This is a genomic window from Bradyrhizobium sp. 27S5 (genome assembly GCF_037217225.1).
Classification (GTDB): domain Bacteria; phylum Pseudomonadota; class Alphaproteobacteria; order Rhizobiales; family Xanthobacteraceae; genus Bradyrhizobium; species Bradyrhizobium septentrionale.
Genome location: NZ_CP147714.1, coordinates 5585151 through 5601776, shown reverse-complemented (window position 1 = coordinate 5601776; position 16626 = coordinate 5585151). Strand labels below are relative to the sequence as shown.

The window sequence follows — 16626 nt, the reverse complement described above, 5'->3', positions numbered from 1 at the left end:
TTCTCCGCATCGTCTTTGGCGAAGGCGCGCGCCGCCGCGATCAGCACGACGAAGGTCGCAACCCACACCATGCGCGCGCCGTAGCGGTCGTGCGGACCCGAGATCACGCCACAGATCACGGCATTGCCGAGCAGCGCGAGCGTGACGGTGCCGGCGAGCAGCGTGAGGTCGTCGAGCCGCTGCTGCCACAGCCCGCGGCCGAACAGGATCACGACCACAAGCATCGAGGCCAGTGCGACCGGCACATGGATGCGGTTGATGGCGGTGAAGTCGAGGCGCCAGCGCTGCTGCCGCGCTGCGCGCATCGGCGCGACCTGTTCGGGAATGTAGCGCTCGATGATGCCGTAGGTGTGCGGGATCCAGCCCGAAGAGCCTTCGCCGGTTGCGACATGCATCAGTTGGTCGACGGTGGCTTCCAGCGCCGCCTTGGCCTGCCATCCCGGATATTCGGCCAGCGAACGCTCCACGATGTAGCCCATCTCGTCATTCAGTCCCTGGAAGCGGCCGAGCGTGTTGAACATGCTGTGGCCCCACAGGAAGTCGTCGGCGGTCGGCGGCAGTTCGTTGCGATAGGGGCAGAGCTTCAGGTTCTCTTTCGCGCAATGGTCGCGCAGATATTGCGCCACGATGCCATCCTGCAGCATGCGGCCGAAGGCGACGCCTACTCCGCCGGGCGTCCAGGCAAGCTGCCCTGACAGCGCGAAATTCGCCGCCAGCAGCATCGCCGCGCCGGCAACGGCGGTCAGGTTGCCCTGCACGAGGCCCGCGATCGGGATGCGCCGGCCAAGCCATGGACGCAGCATCCAGCCGACGCAGCACAGGCCGAGCAGCACGGCCAGCGTCGCGCTGTGCGTTGCGGCCGAGAACGCCGTGAACGCAAACAGCACCGCCTTCTCCAGCGCCGAAATCCGTTCGCCGCGCAGGATGAGGATGAAGAGCGCGAGCACCGCGAGGCCGGCAAAGATGTCGGTCAGCAGCATGCTGGCGAGCCAGGGCAGGGCGGTGGTTGCGACCAGCGCGAGGCTGATCGCGATCAGCCTGACCGGCCGGGCGAGGTCGAGCACGCGCAGCGTCAGCTGCAGGATCCACAGCGTCGCCAGGGTCTGGATGCCGAGGTTGAGCCAGAAGCCAGACGCCTCGCCGGCATGGAGGTAGATGCCGAACACCGTGGACCGGCTCGGCACCAGATAGCCCTCGTACCAGCGCGCCAGATAGCCGCTGGTATCCCATTGGAGCAGCGGATAGCCGTTCCAGAAGGCAGGGGCGAGCAGGAGCAGGGGGATGGCAATGGTGGCGATCCAGACCGACCGCGCGTCGGTCAGGCGGGCGCGTAAACTCCGGGTATTGATGATGTTGCCCCCTTTTTATTGGGGCCGACCATGCCCAAAACCACACTCGCGACGAAATCCGTCAATAGTTGCAGAAGCACGGCTTGATTTCGGCAAAATCCCGACCAACTCCCCTAGACGTCGGCCCGGGGGTGTTCGGCTGAGGTTTACCGTACCGAGCCATCCCGGGACGCGCTGGGTCCATCGTGCTATAACGCACATCAGAACAACCGAATTGCGAGAGCAGCCATGGCAGTTCATCAGGTCAATCCGCAGGGGGGAAAGCTGGCGGCGCTCGATCCGATCTGGGATCGAATCCGCGGCGAAGCGGAAGACATCCTGCGGCGCGAGCCGGAACTCGCATCCTTCATCTATGCGACCGTGCTGCATCATGAGCGCCTGGAAGATTCGGTGGTCCATCGCATCGCCGAGCGGCTCGATCACGCGGCGCTGTCGGGCGACCTGATCCGCCAGACCTATGACGAGGCGTTGCGCGATGCGCCCGATATCGGCAACGCCTTCCGCGCCGACCTCGTCGCCGTCTATGATCGCGACCCCGCGACCTCGCGCTTCATCGATCCCTTGCTCTACTTCAAGGGCTTTCACGCGCTGCAGACCCATCGTCTCGCGCACTGGCTGCATCAGAAGGGCCGCAAGGATTTTGCGTTCTACCTGCAGAGCCGCTCGTCGGCGGTGTTCCAGACCGACATCAACCCGGCCGCCAGGATCGGCCGCGGCATCTTCCTCGATCACGCCACCGGTTTCGTCTGCGGCGAGACCGCTGTCATCGAGGACGATGTCTCGATCCTGCATGGCGTCACGCTCGGCGGCACCGGCAAGGAGAACGAGGACCGCCATCCGAAGATCCGCCACGGCGTGCTGATCGGTGCCGGCGCCAAGATCCTTGGCAATATCGAGATCGGTCATTGCGCGCGCATCGCGGCAGGCTCCGTCGTGGTCAAGCCCGTGCCGCACAACGTCACGGTTGCGGGCGTGCCGGCAAAAATCGTCGGCGAAGCCGGATGTGCGGAGCCGTCACGCACCATGGACCAGATGCTCAACGCGATCGGTCTTTGATTTCACTCGTTTTCTGACCGCGGCGCGTTTTTCAGCGAAGTGGGCACCGGTTCGCGTCAGGAAAACGCGTCAAAACAAGAATTGCGTGCGCAACATCACGTCGCCAAAGCCCGAAAAGGCTCTGGCGATCTTTGCCGTCTCGTCCTAAAACTCCCCCGAAAATCATCGACCCGATTGGAGACGGCCGTGGACGTTCAGGAAGTCAGGAAGCTCGACGCGTATCTCAAACGCGTGTTCAGCAATCCCAAGATCCGCGTGGTGCCGCGGCCCAAGAAGGACGACTCGGCCGAGGTCTATATCGGCGAGGAGTTCATCGGCGTGCTGTTCGTCGACGACGAGGACGATGATCGCTCGTTCCAGTTCCAGATGGCCATCCTGGAAGAAGATCTGAGCGAGTAAGGCCGAACGGCCTCGCTGCCTGCCACGCTGTCACGACGGGGCGCGCGAATGCGCGCCCGATATCGGGCTTCTCTCTGCTCGCAATGACGAGGAGGCTACCCCTTCGCGCTGTGCATCTGTGCGGAGAGGCGGTTCATCGCGGTGGCGATGTCGCGCCATTGCGCGAGCCAGCCGCGCGGAAAGCGGAAGGTCAGATCGGCGCCCTCGATGCGCTGCTCACTCAGGCACATGCCGGGCGTCGAGCTATCGCGCGTGCAGCGCGCGGTCAGCTGCGGCTCGCTCGCGGTGAACAGGTCCTCGCCGCCATAGGGCGTGCCGTCGCGGAATGCGCGCGTCGTCAAGCCGTCATCGGTCGTCGCGCGCTCGTCCAGATAGCGCGGATAGATCGTGCGTAGCCGCATCTCGGGTGCGAGTGAATCGTGGTGCGCCGCGATCGACACGAAGATCCGGTCGATCGGCTGCACCTTGTCCTCGACGGTGTCGGCACTGTAGTGCTTCGGCGCGGCAGGTGCCTCCAGCGACGGATAGAGGAAGCTCAGATCGACACGCTCCTGCGGCCCGGAATGGCGCTGGATCTTCATGCGCACGGCCATGGTCGGCACGTTGAACAGCGTGCCGCCGACGCTCACCGGCAGCCGCGACGGATCGCTCGGCGGGGCGGTGGTGTAGGTCGGCCACAACAGATAGGCGACCAGCGTGATCGCGCCGGCTGCGATCACTGCCGAGGCGATGACCGGAACGAGATGCGCGCGCGGGTTGCGGCGGGTGTCGCGGGCGAGATGCTGGGCCGTCGAAAGAAGCGTCATGGGCGAAGCTGAGAGCAGGCCGGGAGTGGCCGAATCACCTGCCGAATATGCCACGAGGCGAGGAATTTCCGTACGATTCCAATGGAATCCCAAATTGATTGGCCATGCGCAAACGCCGCGCCGGAGTGGTCCGGTTAACCTTTCCTTAAGGATGATGTGGCGGCCGTCCGCCAATTCTGCGAAGCAGGGTGAGTGGCCTGTTACGTAGCGGAAGTGCCGATGTCGCCCGATACCCTGAATTCCCTGTTCTCGCTCTTCATTGGCTTCGCGCTCGCCGGCGCATTGGCCAGCGGTTATCAGGCCATGGCCGAGCGCCCGGCCGGCTTCGGCCTGCTGCAGGAGGGCGTGGCGCCGAGGACCTTTGCCGCGGTCCCGTTCCTCGTCTTCGCCGCACCGTTCATCATCATGCGCAACACGCTGCGCGGCGCCCGCATCGAGCGCCGCCGTTTCGAATTCGTGATGATGGCAACCGTGATCTCCGGCTTCTGGAGCCTGATGTCGGGCACCTTCTTCATGATGACGCTGCGCGCCGCCGGCGTGCTCGCCTGATCCGGTCGCGATCCGCGCGGATCAATGACTGCGGTTGCTTGAAACCACATCAGTCGCTGTGCCAATGTCGCCCCCACCAGAGCTTCGGTTCTGATTAATCGGAACCGAAAGCGCCGGATTGTCATTTTGACGCGTTTTCTTCACGCGAACCGGTGTCCACTTCGCTCGAAAACGCTCCAGGGAGACCTTCATGGCGATCTACGAACTCGACGGGCAGGGGCCCGATCTTCCCGCTGACGGCAGCTACTTCATCGCCGACAATGCCGTTGTGATCGGCAAGGTGCGCCTCAAGTCCGCGGCGAGCGTCTGGTTCGGCGCCGTGCTGCGCGGCGACAACGAGTGGATCGAGATCGGCGAGGGCTCCAACGTCCAGGACAATTCGACCCTGCATGTCGATCCCGGCTTCCCCCTGACCATCGGCAACCACGTCACCATCGGCCACAACGCGATCGTGCACGGCTGCACGCTGGAAGACGGCGTGCTGATCGGGATGGGATCGATCGTGATGAACGGCGCGCGCATCCGGCGCGGCAGTGTCGTCGGCGCCGGCTCCGTCATCACCGAGGGCAAGGAATTTCCGGAATACTCCCTGATCATCGGTGCGCCCGCACGCGTGGTGCGCACGCTCGACGCTGCCCAGATCGAGGCGTTGTCGCGGCCGGCGAAGTCCTACGCGATCAGGGGCCCGCAGTACAAAGCCGGGCTGAAGAAGATCGGCTAAGGCATGATCCGGAAAAGTGCGAAGCGGTTTTCCCTGCGACAAACGCGAAGCGTTTGCGTGGAGATCATGCTTAAGCAAGAACCAGAAGCGCGATGATGATTCAACCCAATCTCATCGCGCTTTAGCCCTCAGCGCTTCCGGCCCTGCCTGCGTGCGCGCTTCGGTGCTGCGCCGCCTGGCTTTGCTGTCTCCTGCAGTCTTGCTGCCCCCTGAAGTCTTGCGCTCTTGCGCAGCGCATCCTTCAGGTCGATCGGAATACCGTGCTTCTTGAAGAGGTCGGCGAAGGCCTCGTCCGCGAGCTCCTGCAGGGTCGCCATCCGGTCGCGGCCAAGCTGCTTCAGCTTGTCGAACGTGTCGTCGTCAAACTCGATCAGCTTGCGCAAATTGCATTGCTCCCAAACTGTATTGCTCCAACGCCTGCCGGAACCGGGGTTTTGCGGACTCGTTGATGTCCGCAAGGGAGAATTCCGTGCGCAAATTATCCGCCACCGCCGCGTTAGCGACAATCGCCATTCTGCTGGCGCCAGCGGTTACCGTCGCTCAAAGCACCGGGAGCGGCAGCCCCTCGTTGGCCACCCCGACGCCACCGCAGGTCACGTCGCCGCCGCCCGGCACCACCAGCGCCGGCACGGCGCAATCCTCCGGCCGGCTGAACAGCGGTATAGGCGTCACCACCGGATCGGCGTCGACCGAAAGCATCGACAAGGCAATCGCCGACGAGAACAGGATGGTCGATCGCCGGATGAACGGCATCTGCCGCGGCTGTTAGCTTTTCGACGGCTGCGTCTTCGATGAACGACGGTCGCGTAGAAGTGAGTGCGACAAAAGCGCGCGGCGGAAGCTGCGGTCCTACATTGAGTTAGCATGCGCAGGACGCGGCGGAGGAGGCTTGAAAAGAAAAGCCTTGGAAAGAAGGAGTAACGGGTGATGTTGCGTAAAACGATGATTGCCTTGTTGGCTGCGGCATCGGTCGGCCTGTTCACGGCCGACGCCGCGTCGGCGCGCGGCGGTTTTGGCGGCGGCGGTTTCCACGGTGGTGGTGGTGGCGGCTTCCGCGGCGGCGGCGGTTTCGGCGGCTTCCATGGCGGCGCTTTCCGCGCGATGGGCGGAGGCGGCGGCTTCCGCTCGGCTGCAATCGGCGGCGGCGGTTGGGCTGGCCGCGGTTGGGCTGGCCGCGGTTGGCACGGCGGAGGCTGGCACGGTGGCGGATTCCGGCGCGGCTGGGGCTATCCGTTCGCTGCTGCAGCGGTTGGGTTCGGACTCTGGTACGGCGCTTACGATTACTATGACGGCTACTATGGCAATCCGTATTACGCGGGCTATGGCTACGACGACGGCTACGGCTATGGCTACAGTGATGGCGGCTGCTACGTCGTTCGTCGTCGCATGCTGACGCCGTACGGCTGGCAGATCCGCCCCGTGCAGGTTTGCAACTGAGCCATCCACTGACGCATGGCCAGTCCATTCGATTGCCATGGTGATGGTTTTGGAATGGTTGGCGCGGCCTCGATGTTGCGATGCGAGGGCTACGTTGGCGGTCGTGCACTGGTATGCGGCTTGCTTCGCATTTCGGCAGTTGATGCGTGAACGCGTCGCGAAAACAAAAGGCCCGGCTGCGATTTGAGCCGGGCCTCAGAGGACAATAGAGATGCTGACCATTCCTGATCTGACATTGCTGTTCATGGTCGTTGTGTCGAGTCTCGCCGTTGCGTTGATCTACATGCTCCATCAGCTCGAGCCGAAGCTTGCCCGGCTGAGGCTGCGAGTTGATCGCGCCCGCCGCGAACGCATCGGTTAAGTCCGCAACGCTGCACGCGGGGTTTCGATCAGCTCGAGCCCGCCGCGCCGCGGTTTCGCTCTTCTTTGCGCATCGCTGCGCGGGTGCAGCTGTCCCGAGCGCGCCAATGATAGTCGGGAAGGGTGGGCCGCATTCCAAGGCCCTCAAAAGAACAAGGCCGTCGACGTAGTATACCGTCAACGACCTTGCCAGCCCCGGATATTGAAATCGGCTCACGCCATCCGGTTATTTGAAGATGACTCGGATTCGAAGTCCGATATGTGAACCAGTTCACAAAGTCAGGATTAATTCCCGCTAACGGGCACTTGATCGGTTTCGCGGAATTTTACGGGCCGGCCGATTGGGGAGCGCCGTGGAGACCTCGCGAGGGATCAACCGCGCGATCGGTGGCGCTTCCGGCTGGCGCTGCGGCTGGCCTTCGAGCGCTTGCGCGGGGAGGGCTCGGCGGCCGGCTCGTTGGCCTGTGCGCTCGCCAGTGACTGGCGCAGGCCCTCGACCTGTTCGGTCAATTGGGCGACCTGATCGGACAGCTTCTTGGCGTCGGCCTGCTGCGCCGCGAACTGCTTGCGCATGGTCTGCAGCTCGTCCTGGACCAGTTGCAATTGGTCGATCGCTTCCTGCTGGGTCTCCTCGATTCCCTTGGTCTTCTCCACCAGGGCCTCGGAGACCTGTGCGGTCCTAGCCTGCAACAGACGGGTGGCGACCATGCGGTCGGTCTCGGGCACGTTGCCGGTGAAGCTGCGCCACAGCGCGATCGAGCCAATTCCGAACAGCACGAGCACAAGCGCCACGGCGCCGATCGCGATCGGCTGCACGCCAATCAGGCTGCCGACTGGTGAATTCCGGGGGGCAAGTTCGACCATGCGACCAGAACCGGACATCAATTGAAAGATTTTGATTAGCACAACCGCGGCGCGGGCAAAACCCGGGGTCCGCTAGACCCATGCGGCGACAGCGAAATTTGCCGACAACTGCACGCGCTGCCCCAAAACGGGACGGCTTCCGACCGGCCGACGGGCCTGCCGCCGCAGGTCAGGTCGCGGGCGCGACGAGGCCAACCCGCATGTCCTTCGCGACATAGACGCAGCCGCCGTCGGCAAGCACGCGGCCATCGGCGATGCCGAGCACCAGCCGGCCGCGCCTGACCTGGCGGATGTCGACCTCATAGCGGACCAGCCGGACGTCCGGCGTGATGTGGCCCCTGAACTTGACCTCGCCGACCCCAAGCGCCCGGCCTTTGCCCGGCGAGCCCGACCATCCGAGCCAGAAGCCGATGATCTGCCACATCGCATCGAGACCGAGACATCCCGGCATCACGGGATCGCCGGCAAAGTGACAGGCGAAGAACCAGTGGCCGGGTGCAATGTCGAGCTCGGCGGCGACATGGCCCTTGCCGAAGGCGCCGCCGTCGAGGCTGATTTCGGTGATGCGGTCCATCATCAGCATCGGTGGCGCCGGCAGCTGGGCGTTGCCGGGGCCGAAATAGCCGCCCTCGCTCGATCGCAGCAGATCCGGCCTTGTGTAGGACGATTGCGGTGTGTGAAAATCGTGCGGGTTGAACAAGCTGGCCATTGAAATTGCGGTTATTGTTGAACGTTAGGGCGGCTTCGCCGCATGGTGTTTGACGGCCCGGATTGAGCCTCCGCAGGCAGCCGCAGCGCGGCCGCCATGAAGGCCCAGATGTCGTCGGTCAGCTGAGCCGGATCGGGCCGCCGTTCGCCGGTGAGTGCGCCAATCAGCGCCTGGCGGATGCCGCCGATCATCAGCGCGATGGTGAGGTGAGCGTCGATGTCGCCGGATACGATCCCGTCGCGCCGGGCGGCTTCAAGCATCCGGGCACCGGCTGCGAGCTGGCGGCGGGTGAAGGCGGTCTCGACATCGAGGACCTCGGACGCGCGGCTCAGCGGTCCAATGACCAGCGGCGCAAACGGATGATCGTAGTGGAAGGCGACGTAGGCCCCGATCCGCTGCCTTTCCCGGTCCGCCCAGCTCTCGGCTGACAGCCTGGCACCGGCGAATGCCGCCTGATCCAGCCGGTCGTAGAACTCCTCGACCACGGCGGCGATCAGGCCGGCCTTGGAGCCGAAGTGATGATAGGAGAGCCCCACCGACACCTGCGCCCGCCTGGCGACGGCCTGCATCTCCAGGTGCCCATGGCCCTCGATGAGCTCCTCTTGCGCCGCCGCGAGCAGCCGTTCCCGTGTCCCAGGACTCGTCGTGCTACTCGCCGCGCTCATTGGTTGCTCATCGCTTGGTCATCCGCTGAACTGAATTCAATTCAATATCGCTGCTGCCAGCATGTCAAGCCTCCGATGCCTGAAGGCGCAGTGAACCGGTGGAGGGCCTGCGATGGCGTTTGCGATCAAGACCGAGATCCCCGATCCACGGGCGAAGGCGTTCAGCTTCACCGCCCAGAAAACCATGCATAAGCGGCGGGCACGTCGCCACAGACGACATCGTGGTCCTGTTTGCCAGCGAGAATGAGGTCGGCCGCGAGCTCAACTTTAAATTCTATCGCCAGGCCACCAACAAGATCGTCGGCATCACGGACGAGGCTGCGTCCTTTCTCGATCGCTTCTTCTGAGGCCTGCGGTCGGGAACCGGGCGTTACCCGAGGTCCTACTGATTGCAGGAGGCCCCGCCCGGAGTTAGAATATTGGCCAGTTAATACCTTTTTCGATCAGGTTTTTAAGCAGGCCTTCTGCAAAGCGGGCCCTGCTACGTTCTGTTAGCACGCTGGGGGAAGCGATGGGCGCCGACAAGGTTCTGTTGCCAATTTTCGTTGTCTACGCATTGGGCTGCATCTTCACGATCGGCGCCTTCTACCGCGATCGCGAGCGCCCGATCGGCGTCAAGCAGATCATTTGCACCCTCATCTGGCCGATCTGGTGGCCGGTCGCGAACGGTTTCGGGCCGATGCTCGATGCCATCGATAATGCCGTGACGGCGACGGATGGCAGGAAGAGCATCTCGTTTGCGCTGGGGCTTTTCGCTGCCGGTCACTGCCTGTCGAGCAGTTGGGGCGATTGCGGCGGCGCTGTTGCCTGCAGCGGAGTGCTTTTGAAGAGCACCGCGATGTTCTTTCCACCGCTGAACTTCGTCTATGTGACCTGGCTGGTTACGCAATTCGCGTAGCGACGCGCGCCTGCCTGCGTTGCAAGCCTCGATCACCTTCATCCGTCAAGGCTTTCCAGCCCCCAAAAAGGTTGCGCCCACCCTTTGGGGGAAGGGTGGGCGCGCGCGAACCGGTCTGGGACGGGGAGGGGTGGGGATGTGACCGGGTCGCGAACTCGAAATTCCTGTTCTGCTCAGCGCGAGCTTGCCGTTGAGACTGCCGGGCGGTTGTCGCCGAGCGAGACCCACACATTGGGATCGCTCTGCGATTGCCGCTTGACGAAGCGGTAGCCGGTCTCCGTCCAGGCGACGATGCTCTCGTTCTGGTTATCGAGCACGAACTCGCCCTTGTCGGTCTTCACCGTCAGCACCGCGTGGCCTTCGCCCTTCTTGTCGCGGACAACCGTGATCAACAGCGCCTCGCGCGGCCAGCCGGCATCCATCAGCATCTTGCGCTTCAGGAGCACGTAGTCCTCGCAGTCGCCGTAACCGTCGGATGGCAACGACCATTTCTCGATCACGCCCCAATGATCCATGTCGGTCATCGGCTTGATTGACTCATTGACCCACTTGTTGACCCGCACCAGGTCGCGCCAGGCGGTCTGCGACAACACGATGTCGCGTGGTTGCGTCGCGCTGCCGCGGCATTCGCCCGGATTGTCGGCGCAGAATTCGACCCAGCCGATCGGCGAACGCGCGACGTCACCCAGGCTGGCGTAGACCACGTCGCCGGCCTTGGCCGACACGCACGTCGCAAACAGGATGGCGGCAACTGCCAAACCTTTCCCCTGTCCCCTGAACCCAAACATTGTGGCCCCCGTTCTTCTTGTTGGGACCACGTTTCGCACAAAGCTTTTTCGCCGCCGCTAAGTACGCAAAGTAGATTTGACGCGAATACTCGTAAAATCCGCCGCTAATTCGATCTATACTTGAATCGAATTCGCATAAAATTTGAAACAACTGCAATTGATTCAAATTTTATGCATTAACTCGGCGCGCGCTGCGCCTGTGCGGTTTGTTGCGCCAAACGCGCCGGCCGTTAACCGCCGATTTCACCAGCCCAAACGCGGCGAAGGCGGCCACCGGTACACCGGAGGCCGCCTTCGCGGGCTGAAAACGGGGGGCTTGAGCGGCTTTTCGCTTTACCTCGCGGTAACGCTCTCTTCGAGCGTTTCCGCGGACTGCTCGTGGACGAACTCGAGCGCGAAGCCTTCCTCGAGATTTCGCACCACGCGGGACTGCACCTTGCCGAGCATCACGAGCGACTTCAGCGGCGGACGGTTCTCCGCGGCAATCGCGGCACCGGACAACGAAAGGTCGATGATGCGGCAGGTCATCCGCGTGCCGTCCTCCTGGGTGAGCAGGGCGATCGGGTTGCGCGGCACGATACGGTCGTGGCGGCGATCCTCGGGCAGATTGAGGATATCGCGGTTGGCGAGCCAGGTGAGCTGGGCGGCGAGCTTGTCGCGCTTGCGCGCGGTGGCGCCGATCGTCATCGCAAAGCCGTTGTCGATGATACGGGTGATGCGGCCTTCGACCCGGCCGATATGGTCGAGATAGGCGATCACGCGGTCGCCGACATTGCCGATGCCCGGCGCCAGCAGCGCGAGGCCACCCGGGGACATGTTGATAATCTGGCAGGGAAACTCGCGCCGGTCGGGCAGCATGTAGCGGCCGAGCAGGTGCACCTTGACGCGCTGGAAGCGCCGCCGCTCCTCGGCTACGGGGACGACGGTAGTTTTCTTCTGTGCAAACGACATCACAACAAACCCGGCCGCCGTCCATTCGGAGCCCCGATGACCCTAAGGCTGATAGGGTTAACGGGGCGTTACGGTTGTGGCAGGGAACCCGGACACGGAGCGAGAGAGTTTCACGCGCGCCGTGCCCGAGGACTTAGGCGCGTTCATGCGCCGCGTCAGCTTCGCCGAACCATCGTGCCATGGCTTGAGCGGCGTCCTCGAGGTCAGCGGCAGCGTTGGTGGCCCAGGCGACGAAGCCATCGGGGCGCACCAGCACCGCGCGCAAGCCCAGTCGATCCCGGGCGTCGCTTGCGACATAGGTGATCCGCTTGCTCCAGCGAACTGCAACGGCCTGCAGGGAAGCGCACGCGTCAAAGTCGAGCAGCAGTCCGCGCCCATTCCTGAGCCACTCGCCGAGCCTGCTCCCGCAGGCGAGCTCGAAGTCGGGCGCGCTGCGGCCGACCAGCGGATGGCTGTCGCCAAGATCGTAGCGCAGCGAAACACCCCACACGCGCTCGGCAAAGTAGGTCGTGCCGTCGGGCGTCTCGATCAGATCGCGGATGATGGCTTCGAGCGCGCGCGAACTCCGGCTCGGCCGCATCAGCGCGACCTGGGCGCGCGACCAGTCGAGAATCTGCGCGCCCACCGGATGCCGCTCATTGAAATAGCTGTCGAGCAGATCGGCCGGCGCGTCGCCGCGGATCGTGGCGGCGAGCTTCCAGCCGAGATTCATCGCATCGCCAAGCCCGAGGTTGAGGCCTTGGCCGCCGAGCGGCGAATGGATGTGCGCTGCGTCGCCGGCGAGCAGCACGCGCCCGCTTCGGTAAGCCGTCGCCTGACAGGCGCGATCGGTCCAGGTGGTGGCAAGCCGGAGCGCAGTCAAGGTGACGTCGGTGCCGGAGACATGACGCAACACCGCCTCCACATGCTCAAGCGTGATCTCCTGGGTGCGGTGGAAGGCGCCGCCGTCGAATTCGACCATCGCGATCGTGCCGGGCCGTGCGTAGGTGTACATGCCCGTCGGCGTGTAGTGGCGGCCCGCGCGGAGTCTTTCCGGATCGGCGATCGCGACCTCGACCGAATAGCCGGTGAATTCGGGATCGGTGCCGACGAATGCGAAGCCGCCGGCCTTGCGCACCGCGCTGCGGCCGCCGTCACAACTGACCAGCCAGCGTCCGTCGAAGATCTCGCCACTGGCGCGAATGGTCACGCCGTCGTTCGACTGTTCGAGCGCCTCGACGGCCAGGCCGCGCCTGATCTCTACCCCCATCGCGGTTGCGCGAGCGGCGAGCGCGGATTCGAGCGACTCCATATCGACCGCCATGCTGGTGCTGGCCGGACCCGGCAGGCGAAACGGCCACGCCGAGCTGTCGATCTTGTCGTGGTAAAACTGGATGCCCGCGAAATGGCCGGCCGGGCGGCGCGGCTGTTGCATCCGGTGCGCTTCATTCGATGCGTTGCTGTCCGCGTCAACCTTCGCGCGCTGCGGCGGCGCGATGTCGGCCAGCATCCCGCGGCGATAGAAGGCTTCGATGGTGGGCGCCGACAGGCCGCGCATGCCGAACGGCAGCCGCTTCAACGGCGAGCGCGCCTCCGCGGCCTGCTCCAGCACCAGCACCGAGAGCTCCGCGAGCCGCAGCTCACAGGCAAGAAGCAGGCCGACGGGGCCGGCGCCGGCGATCACGACATCATGGGGAAGGGGGTGACCGTTGTGCATGAACTACTCCTGTGTCGATGTTCGACCGGAGCGGTTCGTCGGGTTGAGAACCACACGGACGAACATTGGACGCTTCGATGGCGTCCGGTGTTCGTCGTGGGGATCTCATGCACGAGGCAGAAGACCAGAGCTTTCGTTTTCGAAGTGACTTCGTTTTCGAAGGGACTTCGTCTTCGAGAGGACTTGGGCTTACCAAACCAAGTCTGCCTTTTCCGACACGGGCCATATAGCGGCATGGCGATCGATCTGCAACTGGCGTGCGGACCAATACACGGCCGCTATGTCCCGGCGACCGCGTCAGCTGTGCCCAGGTCGTCGACGCGGCGCGCGCCCGGGCGCGGCGCAAGATTGTCCGGTGTCTTGATGTTGCTCGCCAGTCCTGCGGCCTCGAACGTCTTGATCAGCCACCAGCCGAGATCGATCTGACCCGGCAGCAGCCCGAGCTTCGCGGAGCTCGGATACGCATGGTGGTTGTTGTGCCAGCTTTCGCCCATGCTGATCAGCCCGGCGATCCGACATTGTAGCCCTGAGCCGCGACTCCCTCGATGATCCAGGTCTGTCCGCCCTTGCGATGCGAGTAATGACCGATCAGCCAATGACCGGTGACGCAGACGGCGACGCGGACGCAGATCCCCCAGACCAGCCAGCTCCATGAGCCGATCGCAAGGAACAGCAGCGCCCAGGGCAGTTGCTGCCACATCCAGGTTCGCTCGACCAAGACATAGAAGCGATCATTGGCGAGCCGCGGCTCGAGCCGGAAGACCGGCGGGTGTTTCAGCACCAGCGTGCAATGTAGCTGCCACCAGGCATCGCGCCAGAAGCCGGCGCGATGGCAGGAGTAGTCGTGACACGCGGCCTGGCGCTGCGCCCAGTCGCGGAAATCATGCAGCCGTACCATGCCGTAGGGGCCGGCCATGCCGACCAGCGTGCCGAGATAGACGCAGAGCCGTTCGAGCCACAGCGGGCAGTCGAAGCTCGCATGGATCAGGCGGCGGTGCATGCCGACCGAATGCCCGAAGCACAGGGTGATCGCGCTGGTCACGATGAACAGCGCGAATGCACTCCACGAAAACGTCATTGGTCCAAACATGATCGCGACCGCGGTCATGGTGCCGAGCCACAGCGATTTCGCTGGCGCCCATCGCACCTGTCCGTCCAGCGGGTCGGTGCTGCTATCCGCGAGAATTCGTTCGGAGCCGGGCTGCAGCTTCATTCCATCACCTGAGGTTGTGTCGCAGGTTGCGGTGAAGCGATCGTCGCTGTCAATTGGCCGCGCACGTCCGTCATGTCGCAGCCGGTATTGGCATGTCCGGCGGCTTCACCTGGCCTGTCGTGATTTAGTCAGCTCACGGGGCGGAGACGTTCGATCATGCGACTGAGACTCTGGTTTGCGCTCCTTGCACCCGTCCGGCGTCGATACTCCCGCTCGAGATCGCCTCGCCTTGGAAGTCCGGGGCCCGTGAAGCGGCTCAGTTGCTGCTGAGGTTTGTCCTGACGATCTGCGTCAACTGCTCATACCCTGTCCTTGTCAGGTGCAGCAGGTCTTCGCGGTAGTTGGCACAGGGCGTGCTGTTCTGGCAGGCGATCGCCGACGCATCGAGAACGCGGTACTTCTGCACCGACTTCTCTCGCGACGAGAGCGATGCGTTGACGGCTGAAATGTTTTCCTTTGCGCCCGTCATATTCGGGCCGCGCGGCAAGATGAGAATCTGGACCAGATGAGCCTTTGGCCAGATCCGGCTGATGCGGTCAAACAGATGGTCAAAGGCAAGCCGGACGCCGCACGGCTTGTCCAGGTAGATGTTGTTCGTGCCAAGCAGCAGGATCACGGACTGAGGTTGGATGCGCTTGAGCTGTTGTTCGAATGAGGTCAGTAGCCACAGCGTATTCTGGATGCGATCTCGACCGACCCCGAGATTCAGGACGGGATGTCCCGCAACGAGCGAGGAAGCGAGGTCTTCCGGCCAGGCTTCGACCAGCGAGTCGCCAAGCATCACGATCGAGGCCTGGGCAGGCAGCGAGCTGACGTTCTTCAGATCGCGCCGAAGCGCATTTGCGGAGTCGGGGATCGTCGGCGTCGACGCGATCTGCTGGTCCGCCTCATCGCATGCGGGTCCGCTCAATGGCGCGGCAGTCGCTGATGAGATCGTGGCCATTGCAACGATTGACAATGCAAGCGGGATGGTTCGAAGTCGAAGTCTGAGCATATGCTGACAGCCGTTGGGGAGTGGGATGACGACTAGGATCGCGATTTTGGGTCAATCCAACAGCATTCTCAAGGAAGGTTTCTTCAACAAATTTTTAGATCGTCATCAGCCGGTTGAAGTGGTGTCGATGGGACGCGTCGGCGCGAGTCCTTCGCTGCTTGGCCCCTATTTTGCTGGCCGCTCGTTCTTTCGGAACGCGGAATTTTGCATCATTGACATGTGCGCGATCGATTACTCGCTGCTGTCGGCCGGTGCGATCGGGCTTTACGACGTGGTGAAATGGATCGAATGGATCGGGCACAGCGCCAAGAAGAATGGATGCGAGCCGATCTTCGTCTGCATCCCGGTCAGCACCGTGGAGCTATCCAAGCATTTGATCTCGAACTGCATCTCGGTGTTTGAACGAAACGAATGGTTCTATCTGGATGTGCGGGATTGCATCACCCACCTTCTTGAAGACGGAACCAGACGTCCGGAAAGCCTCTACAAGGATCCGAGCCATCCAGGCGTGGAACTTTCGGAACTCATCGCCGACAGCCTGAAGGAACTGATCAGCGCAATTCGCGCGATGCCGATGATCGAGGTGGACAGGATGTTCCCGATCGCCCGGTTCGAGGTGATCAACCTGCAGGATCGGCTTGCGGCTCCCCCGGCAAATTACAAGACATCCCTGATCGAATTCAGAGGCGTGCGTCTTGAACGCGGGAAAACCTATGAGCTGAAGGTCGGCAGCATCAGTGCATTAAGTGGCATGCTGCTCAATTCCGCGGCGTGCAAGGGCGTTCTTGAAATCGAGGGCGACAGGAAATTTTACAAGAACCTGCGGCTGCGGGCTTACCATCCAACGAATTTTGAGGCGCGCTTGGTTCCGATCTGCCAGCCCCTCCGGGACGGAGAGGGAGCGATTGCGTTGACGGTTGCCGATGGCGCCCCAATTGAAAGCGACACGACCTTTCACAGCGTCAAGACGCCGGAAGACGATCTGGGCTTCGTCGAGGCGTCGGAAATCATCGTGGAGAGGGGCTATGACCTCTTCACTTACAGGTCGAGGCGCCCGGCAAATGGGCACATGACCCGTTGGACGCCCAAAAGCGCAAACAAGCTCGCGCAGGTTATTTGGGAATGATGACTGGGGTGTGTCCGAAAAAGCGGCTCGACAGTTGTCGGACCG

21 protein-coding genes and 1 pseudogene are annotated in these 16626 nt (G+C 63.2%); 9 read left to right on the top strand and 13 right to left on the bottom strand.

What is annotated here, in order from left to right; all coding sequences use genetic code 11:
• Positions 1-2: 2 nt before the first annotated feature.
• A pseudogene (locus WDM24_RS26425) lies at positions 3-1349 on the bottom strand (hypothetical protein); the annotation flags it as partial.
• 228 nt (positions 1350-1577) lie between these two features.
• On the opposite strand from WDM24_RS26425, the gene cysE reads away from it, so the two are divergent.
• Complete coding sequence (gene cysE, locus WDM24_RS26420) at positions 1578-2405, top strand: serine O-acetyltransferase (protein WP_029081529.1); 828 nt, start codon at positions 1578-1580, stop codon at positions 2403-2405.
• Between the two features lie 186 nt (positions 2406-2591).
• Positions 2592-2804 (top strand): DUF3126 family protein, encoded by a 213-nt coding sequence (locus WDM24_RS26415; protein ID WP_024582483.1) that lies wholly within the window; start codon positions 2592-2594, stop codon positions 2802-2804.
• A 95-nt stretch (positions 2805-2899) separates the two neighbouring features.
• On the opposite strand, the gene WDM24_RS26410 is transcribed toward WDM24_RS26415, so the two are convergent.
• Entirely contained in the window at positions 2900-3610 is a 711-nt protein-coding gene (locus WDM24_RS26410) for a hypothetical protein (RefSeq protein WP_338827727.1), read from the bottom strand.
• Between the two features lie 219 nt (positions 3611-3829).
• Here WDM24_RS26410 and WDM24_RS26405 point away from each other — a divergent pair, with 219 nt between their 5' ends.
• Both WDM24_RS26405 and WDM24_RS26400 read left to right on the top strand, forming a co-directional pair.
• Positions 3830-4159, top strand: coding sequence for a DUF6949 family protein (locus tag WDM24_RS26405; RefSeq protein WP_338690384.1), 330 nt, complete (start codon positions 3830-3832; stop codon positions 4157-4159).
• Between the two features lie 190 nt (positions 4160-4349).
• On the top strand, positions 4350-4880 hold the full coding sequence (locus WDM24_RS26400) for a gamma carbonic anhydrase family protein (RefSeq protein ID WP_029081524.1): 531 nt from the start codon (positions 4350-4352) through the stop codon (positions 4878-4880).
• Positions 4881-5008: 128 nt separating this feature from the next.
• Here WDM24_RS26400 and WDM24_RS26395 read toward each other — a convergent pair whose 3' ends face one another.
• Entirely contained in the window at positions 5009-5263 is a 255-nt protein-coding gene (locus tag WDM24_RS26395; RefSeq protein ID WP_338690382.1) for a hypothetical protein, read from the bottom strand.
• 157 nt (positions 5264-5420) lie between these two features.
• A complete protein-coding gene (locus tag WDM24_RS26390) occupies positions 5421-5633 on the bottom strand; it encodes a hypothetical protein (RefSeq protein ID WP_338690380.1) in 213 nt (70 codons plus the stop codon).
• Positions 5634-5807: 174 nt separating this feature from the next.
• Between WDM24_RS26390 and WDM24_RS26385 the strand changes: the two genes are divergently transcribed.
• Both WDM24_RS26385 and WDM24_RS26380 read left to right on the top strand, forming a co-directional pair.
• Positions 5808-6317 (top strand): hypothetical protein, encoded by a 510-nt coding sequence (locus WDM24_RS26385; protein WP_338827725.1) that lies wholly within the window; start codon positions 5808-5810, stop codon positions 6315-6317.
• Between the two features lie 211 nt (positions 6318-6528).
• Complete coding sequence (locus WDM24_RS26380; RefSeq protein WP_166206607.1) at positions 6529-6678, top strand: hypothetical protein; 150 nt, start codon at positions 6529-6531, stop codon at positions 6676-6678.
• Positions 6679-7049: 371 nt separating this feature from the next.
• Here the strand turns inward: WDM24_RS26380 and WDM24_RS26375 are convergent, their stop codons facing one another.
• The 3 genes from WDM24_RS26375 to WDM24_RS26365 form a co-directional block, all read right to left on the bottom strand.
• Positions 7050-7541, bottom strand: a complete 492-nt coding sequence (locus tag WDM24_RS26375) for a hypothetical protein (RefSeq protein ID WP_338690376.1) — start codon at positions 7539-7541, stop codon at positions 7050-7052.
• Between the two features lie 169 nt (positions 7542-7710).
• Positions 7711-8250, bottom strand: coding sequence for a bifunctional 3-hydroxydecanoyl-ACP dehydratase/trans-2-decenoyl-ACP isomerase (gene fabA, locus WDM24_RS26370; RefSeq protein WP_414645628.1), 540 nt, complete (start codon positions 8248-8250; stop codon positions 7711-7713).
• Positions 8251-8261: 11 nt separating this feature from the next.
• A complete protein-coding gene (locus tag WDM24_RS26365; RefSeq protein ID WP_338827724.1) occupies positions 8262-8819 on the bottom strand; it encodes a TetR/AcrR family transcriptional regulator in 558 nt (185 codons plus the stop codon).
• A gap of 317 nt (positions 8820-9136) precedes the next feature.
• Between WDM24_RS26365 and WDM24_RS26360 the strand changes: the two genes are divergently transcribed.
• Together WDM24_RS26360 and WDM24_RS26355 are read left to right on the top strand one after the other, a co-directional pair.
• Positions 9137-9262 carry a hypothetical protein gene (locus WDM24_RS26360; RefSeq protein ID WP_283843185.1) on the top strand — a complete coding sequence of 42 codons (126 nt, stop codon included), beginning with the start codon at positions 9137-9139 and terminating at the stop codon, positions 9260-9262.
• A gap of 164 nt (positions 9263-9426) precedes the next feature.
• Complete coding sequence (locus tag WDM24_RS26355; RefSeq protein ID WP_338827722.1) at positions 9427-9813, top strand: hypothetical protein; 387 nt, start codon at positions 9427-9429, stop codon at positions 9811-9813.
• A gap of 173 nt (positions 9814-9986) precedes the next feature.
• On the opposite strand, the gene WDM24_RS26350 is transcribed toward WDM24_RS26355, so the two are convergent.
• The 6 genes from WDM24_RS26350 to WDM24_RS26325 all read right to left on the bottom strand — a co-directional run bounded on the left by WDM24_RS26350 (position 9987) and on the right by WDM24_RS26325 (position 15404).
• On the bottom strand, positions 9987-10601 hold the full coding sequence (locus tag WDM24_RS26350; RefSeq protein ID WP_166297714.1) for a transglutaminase-like cysteine peptidase: 615 nt from the start codon (positions 10599-10601) through the stop codon (positions 9987-9989).
• Positions 10602-10934: 333 nt separating this feature from the next.
• Positions 10935-11552, bottom strand: coding sequence for a PilZ domain-containing protein (locus WDM24_RS26345; RefSeq protein ID WP_029081516.1), 618 nt, complete (start codon positions 11550-11552; stop codon positions 10935-10937).
• Positions 11553-11685: 133 nt separating this feature from the next.
• Complete coding sequence (locus WDM24_RS26340) at positions 11686-13248, bottom strand: FAD-dependent monooxygenase (RefSeq protein WP_338827720.1); 1563 nt, start codon at positions 13246-13248, stop codon at positions 11686-11688.
• A 278-nt stretch (positions 13249-13526) separates the two neighbouring features.
• A complete protein-coding gene (locus WDM24_RS26335; RefSeq protein ID WP_338827718.1) occupies positions 13527-13742 on the bottom strand; it encodes a hypothetical protein in 216 nt (71 codons plus the stop codon).
• 5 nt (positions 13743-13747) lie between these two features.
• Entirely contained in the window at positions 13748-14461 is a 714-nt protein-coding gene (locus tag WDM24_RS26330; RefSeq protein WP_338827717.1) for an acyl-CoA desaturase, read from the bottom strand.
• 256 nt (positions 14462-14717) lie between these two features.
• A complete protein-coding gene (locus WDM24_RS26325) occupies positions 14718-15404 on the bottom strand; it encodes an SGNH/GDSL hydrolase family protein (protein ID WP_338827716.1) in 687 nt (228 codons plus the stop codon).
• A gap of 76 nt (positions 15405-15480) precedes the next feature.
• Between WDM24_RS26325 and WDM24_RS26320 the strand changes: the two genes are divergently transcribed.
• Positions 15481-16581, top strand: a complete 1101-nt coding sequence (locus WDM24_RS26320; RefSeq protein WP_338827715.1) for a hypothetical protein — start codon at positions 15481-15483, stop codon at positions 16579-16581.
• Positions 16582-16626: the final 45 nt, after the last annotated feature.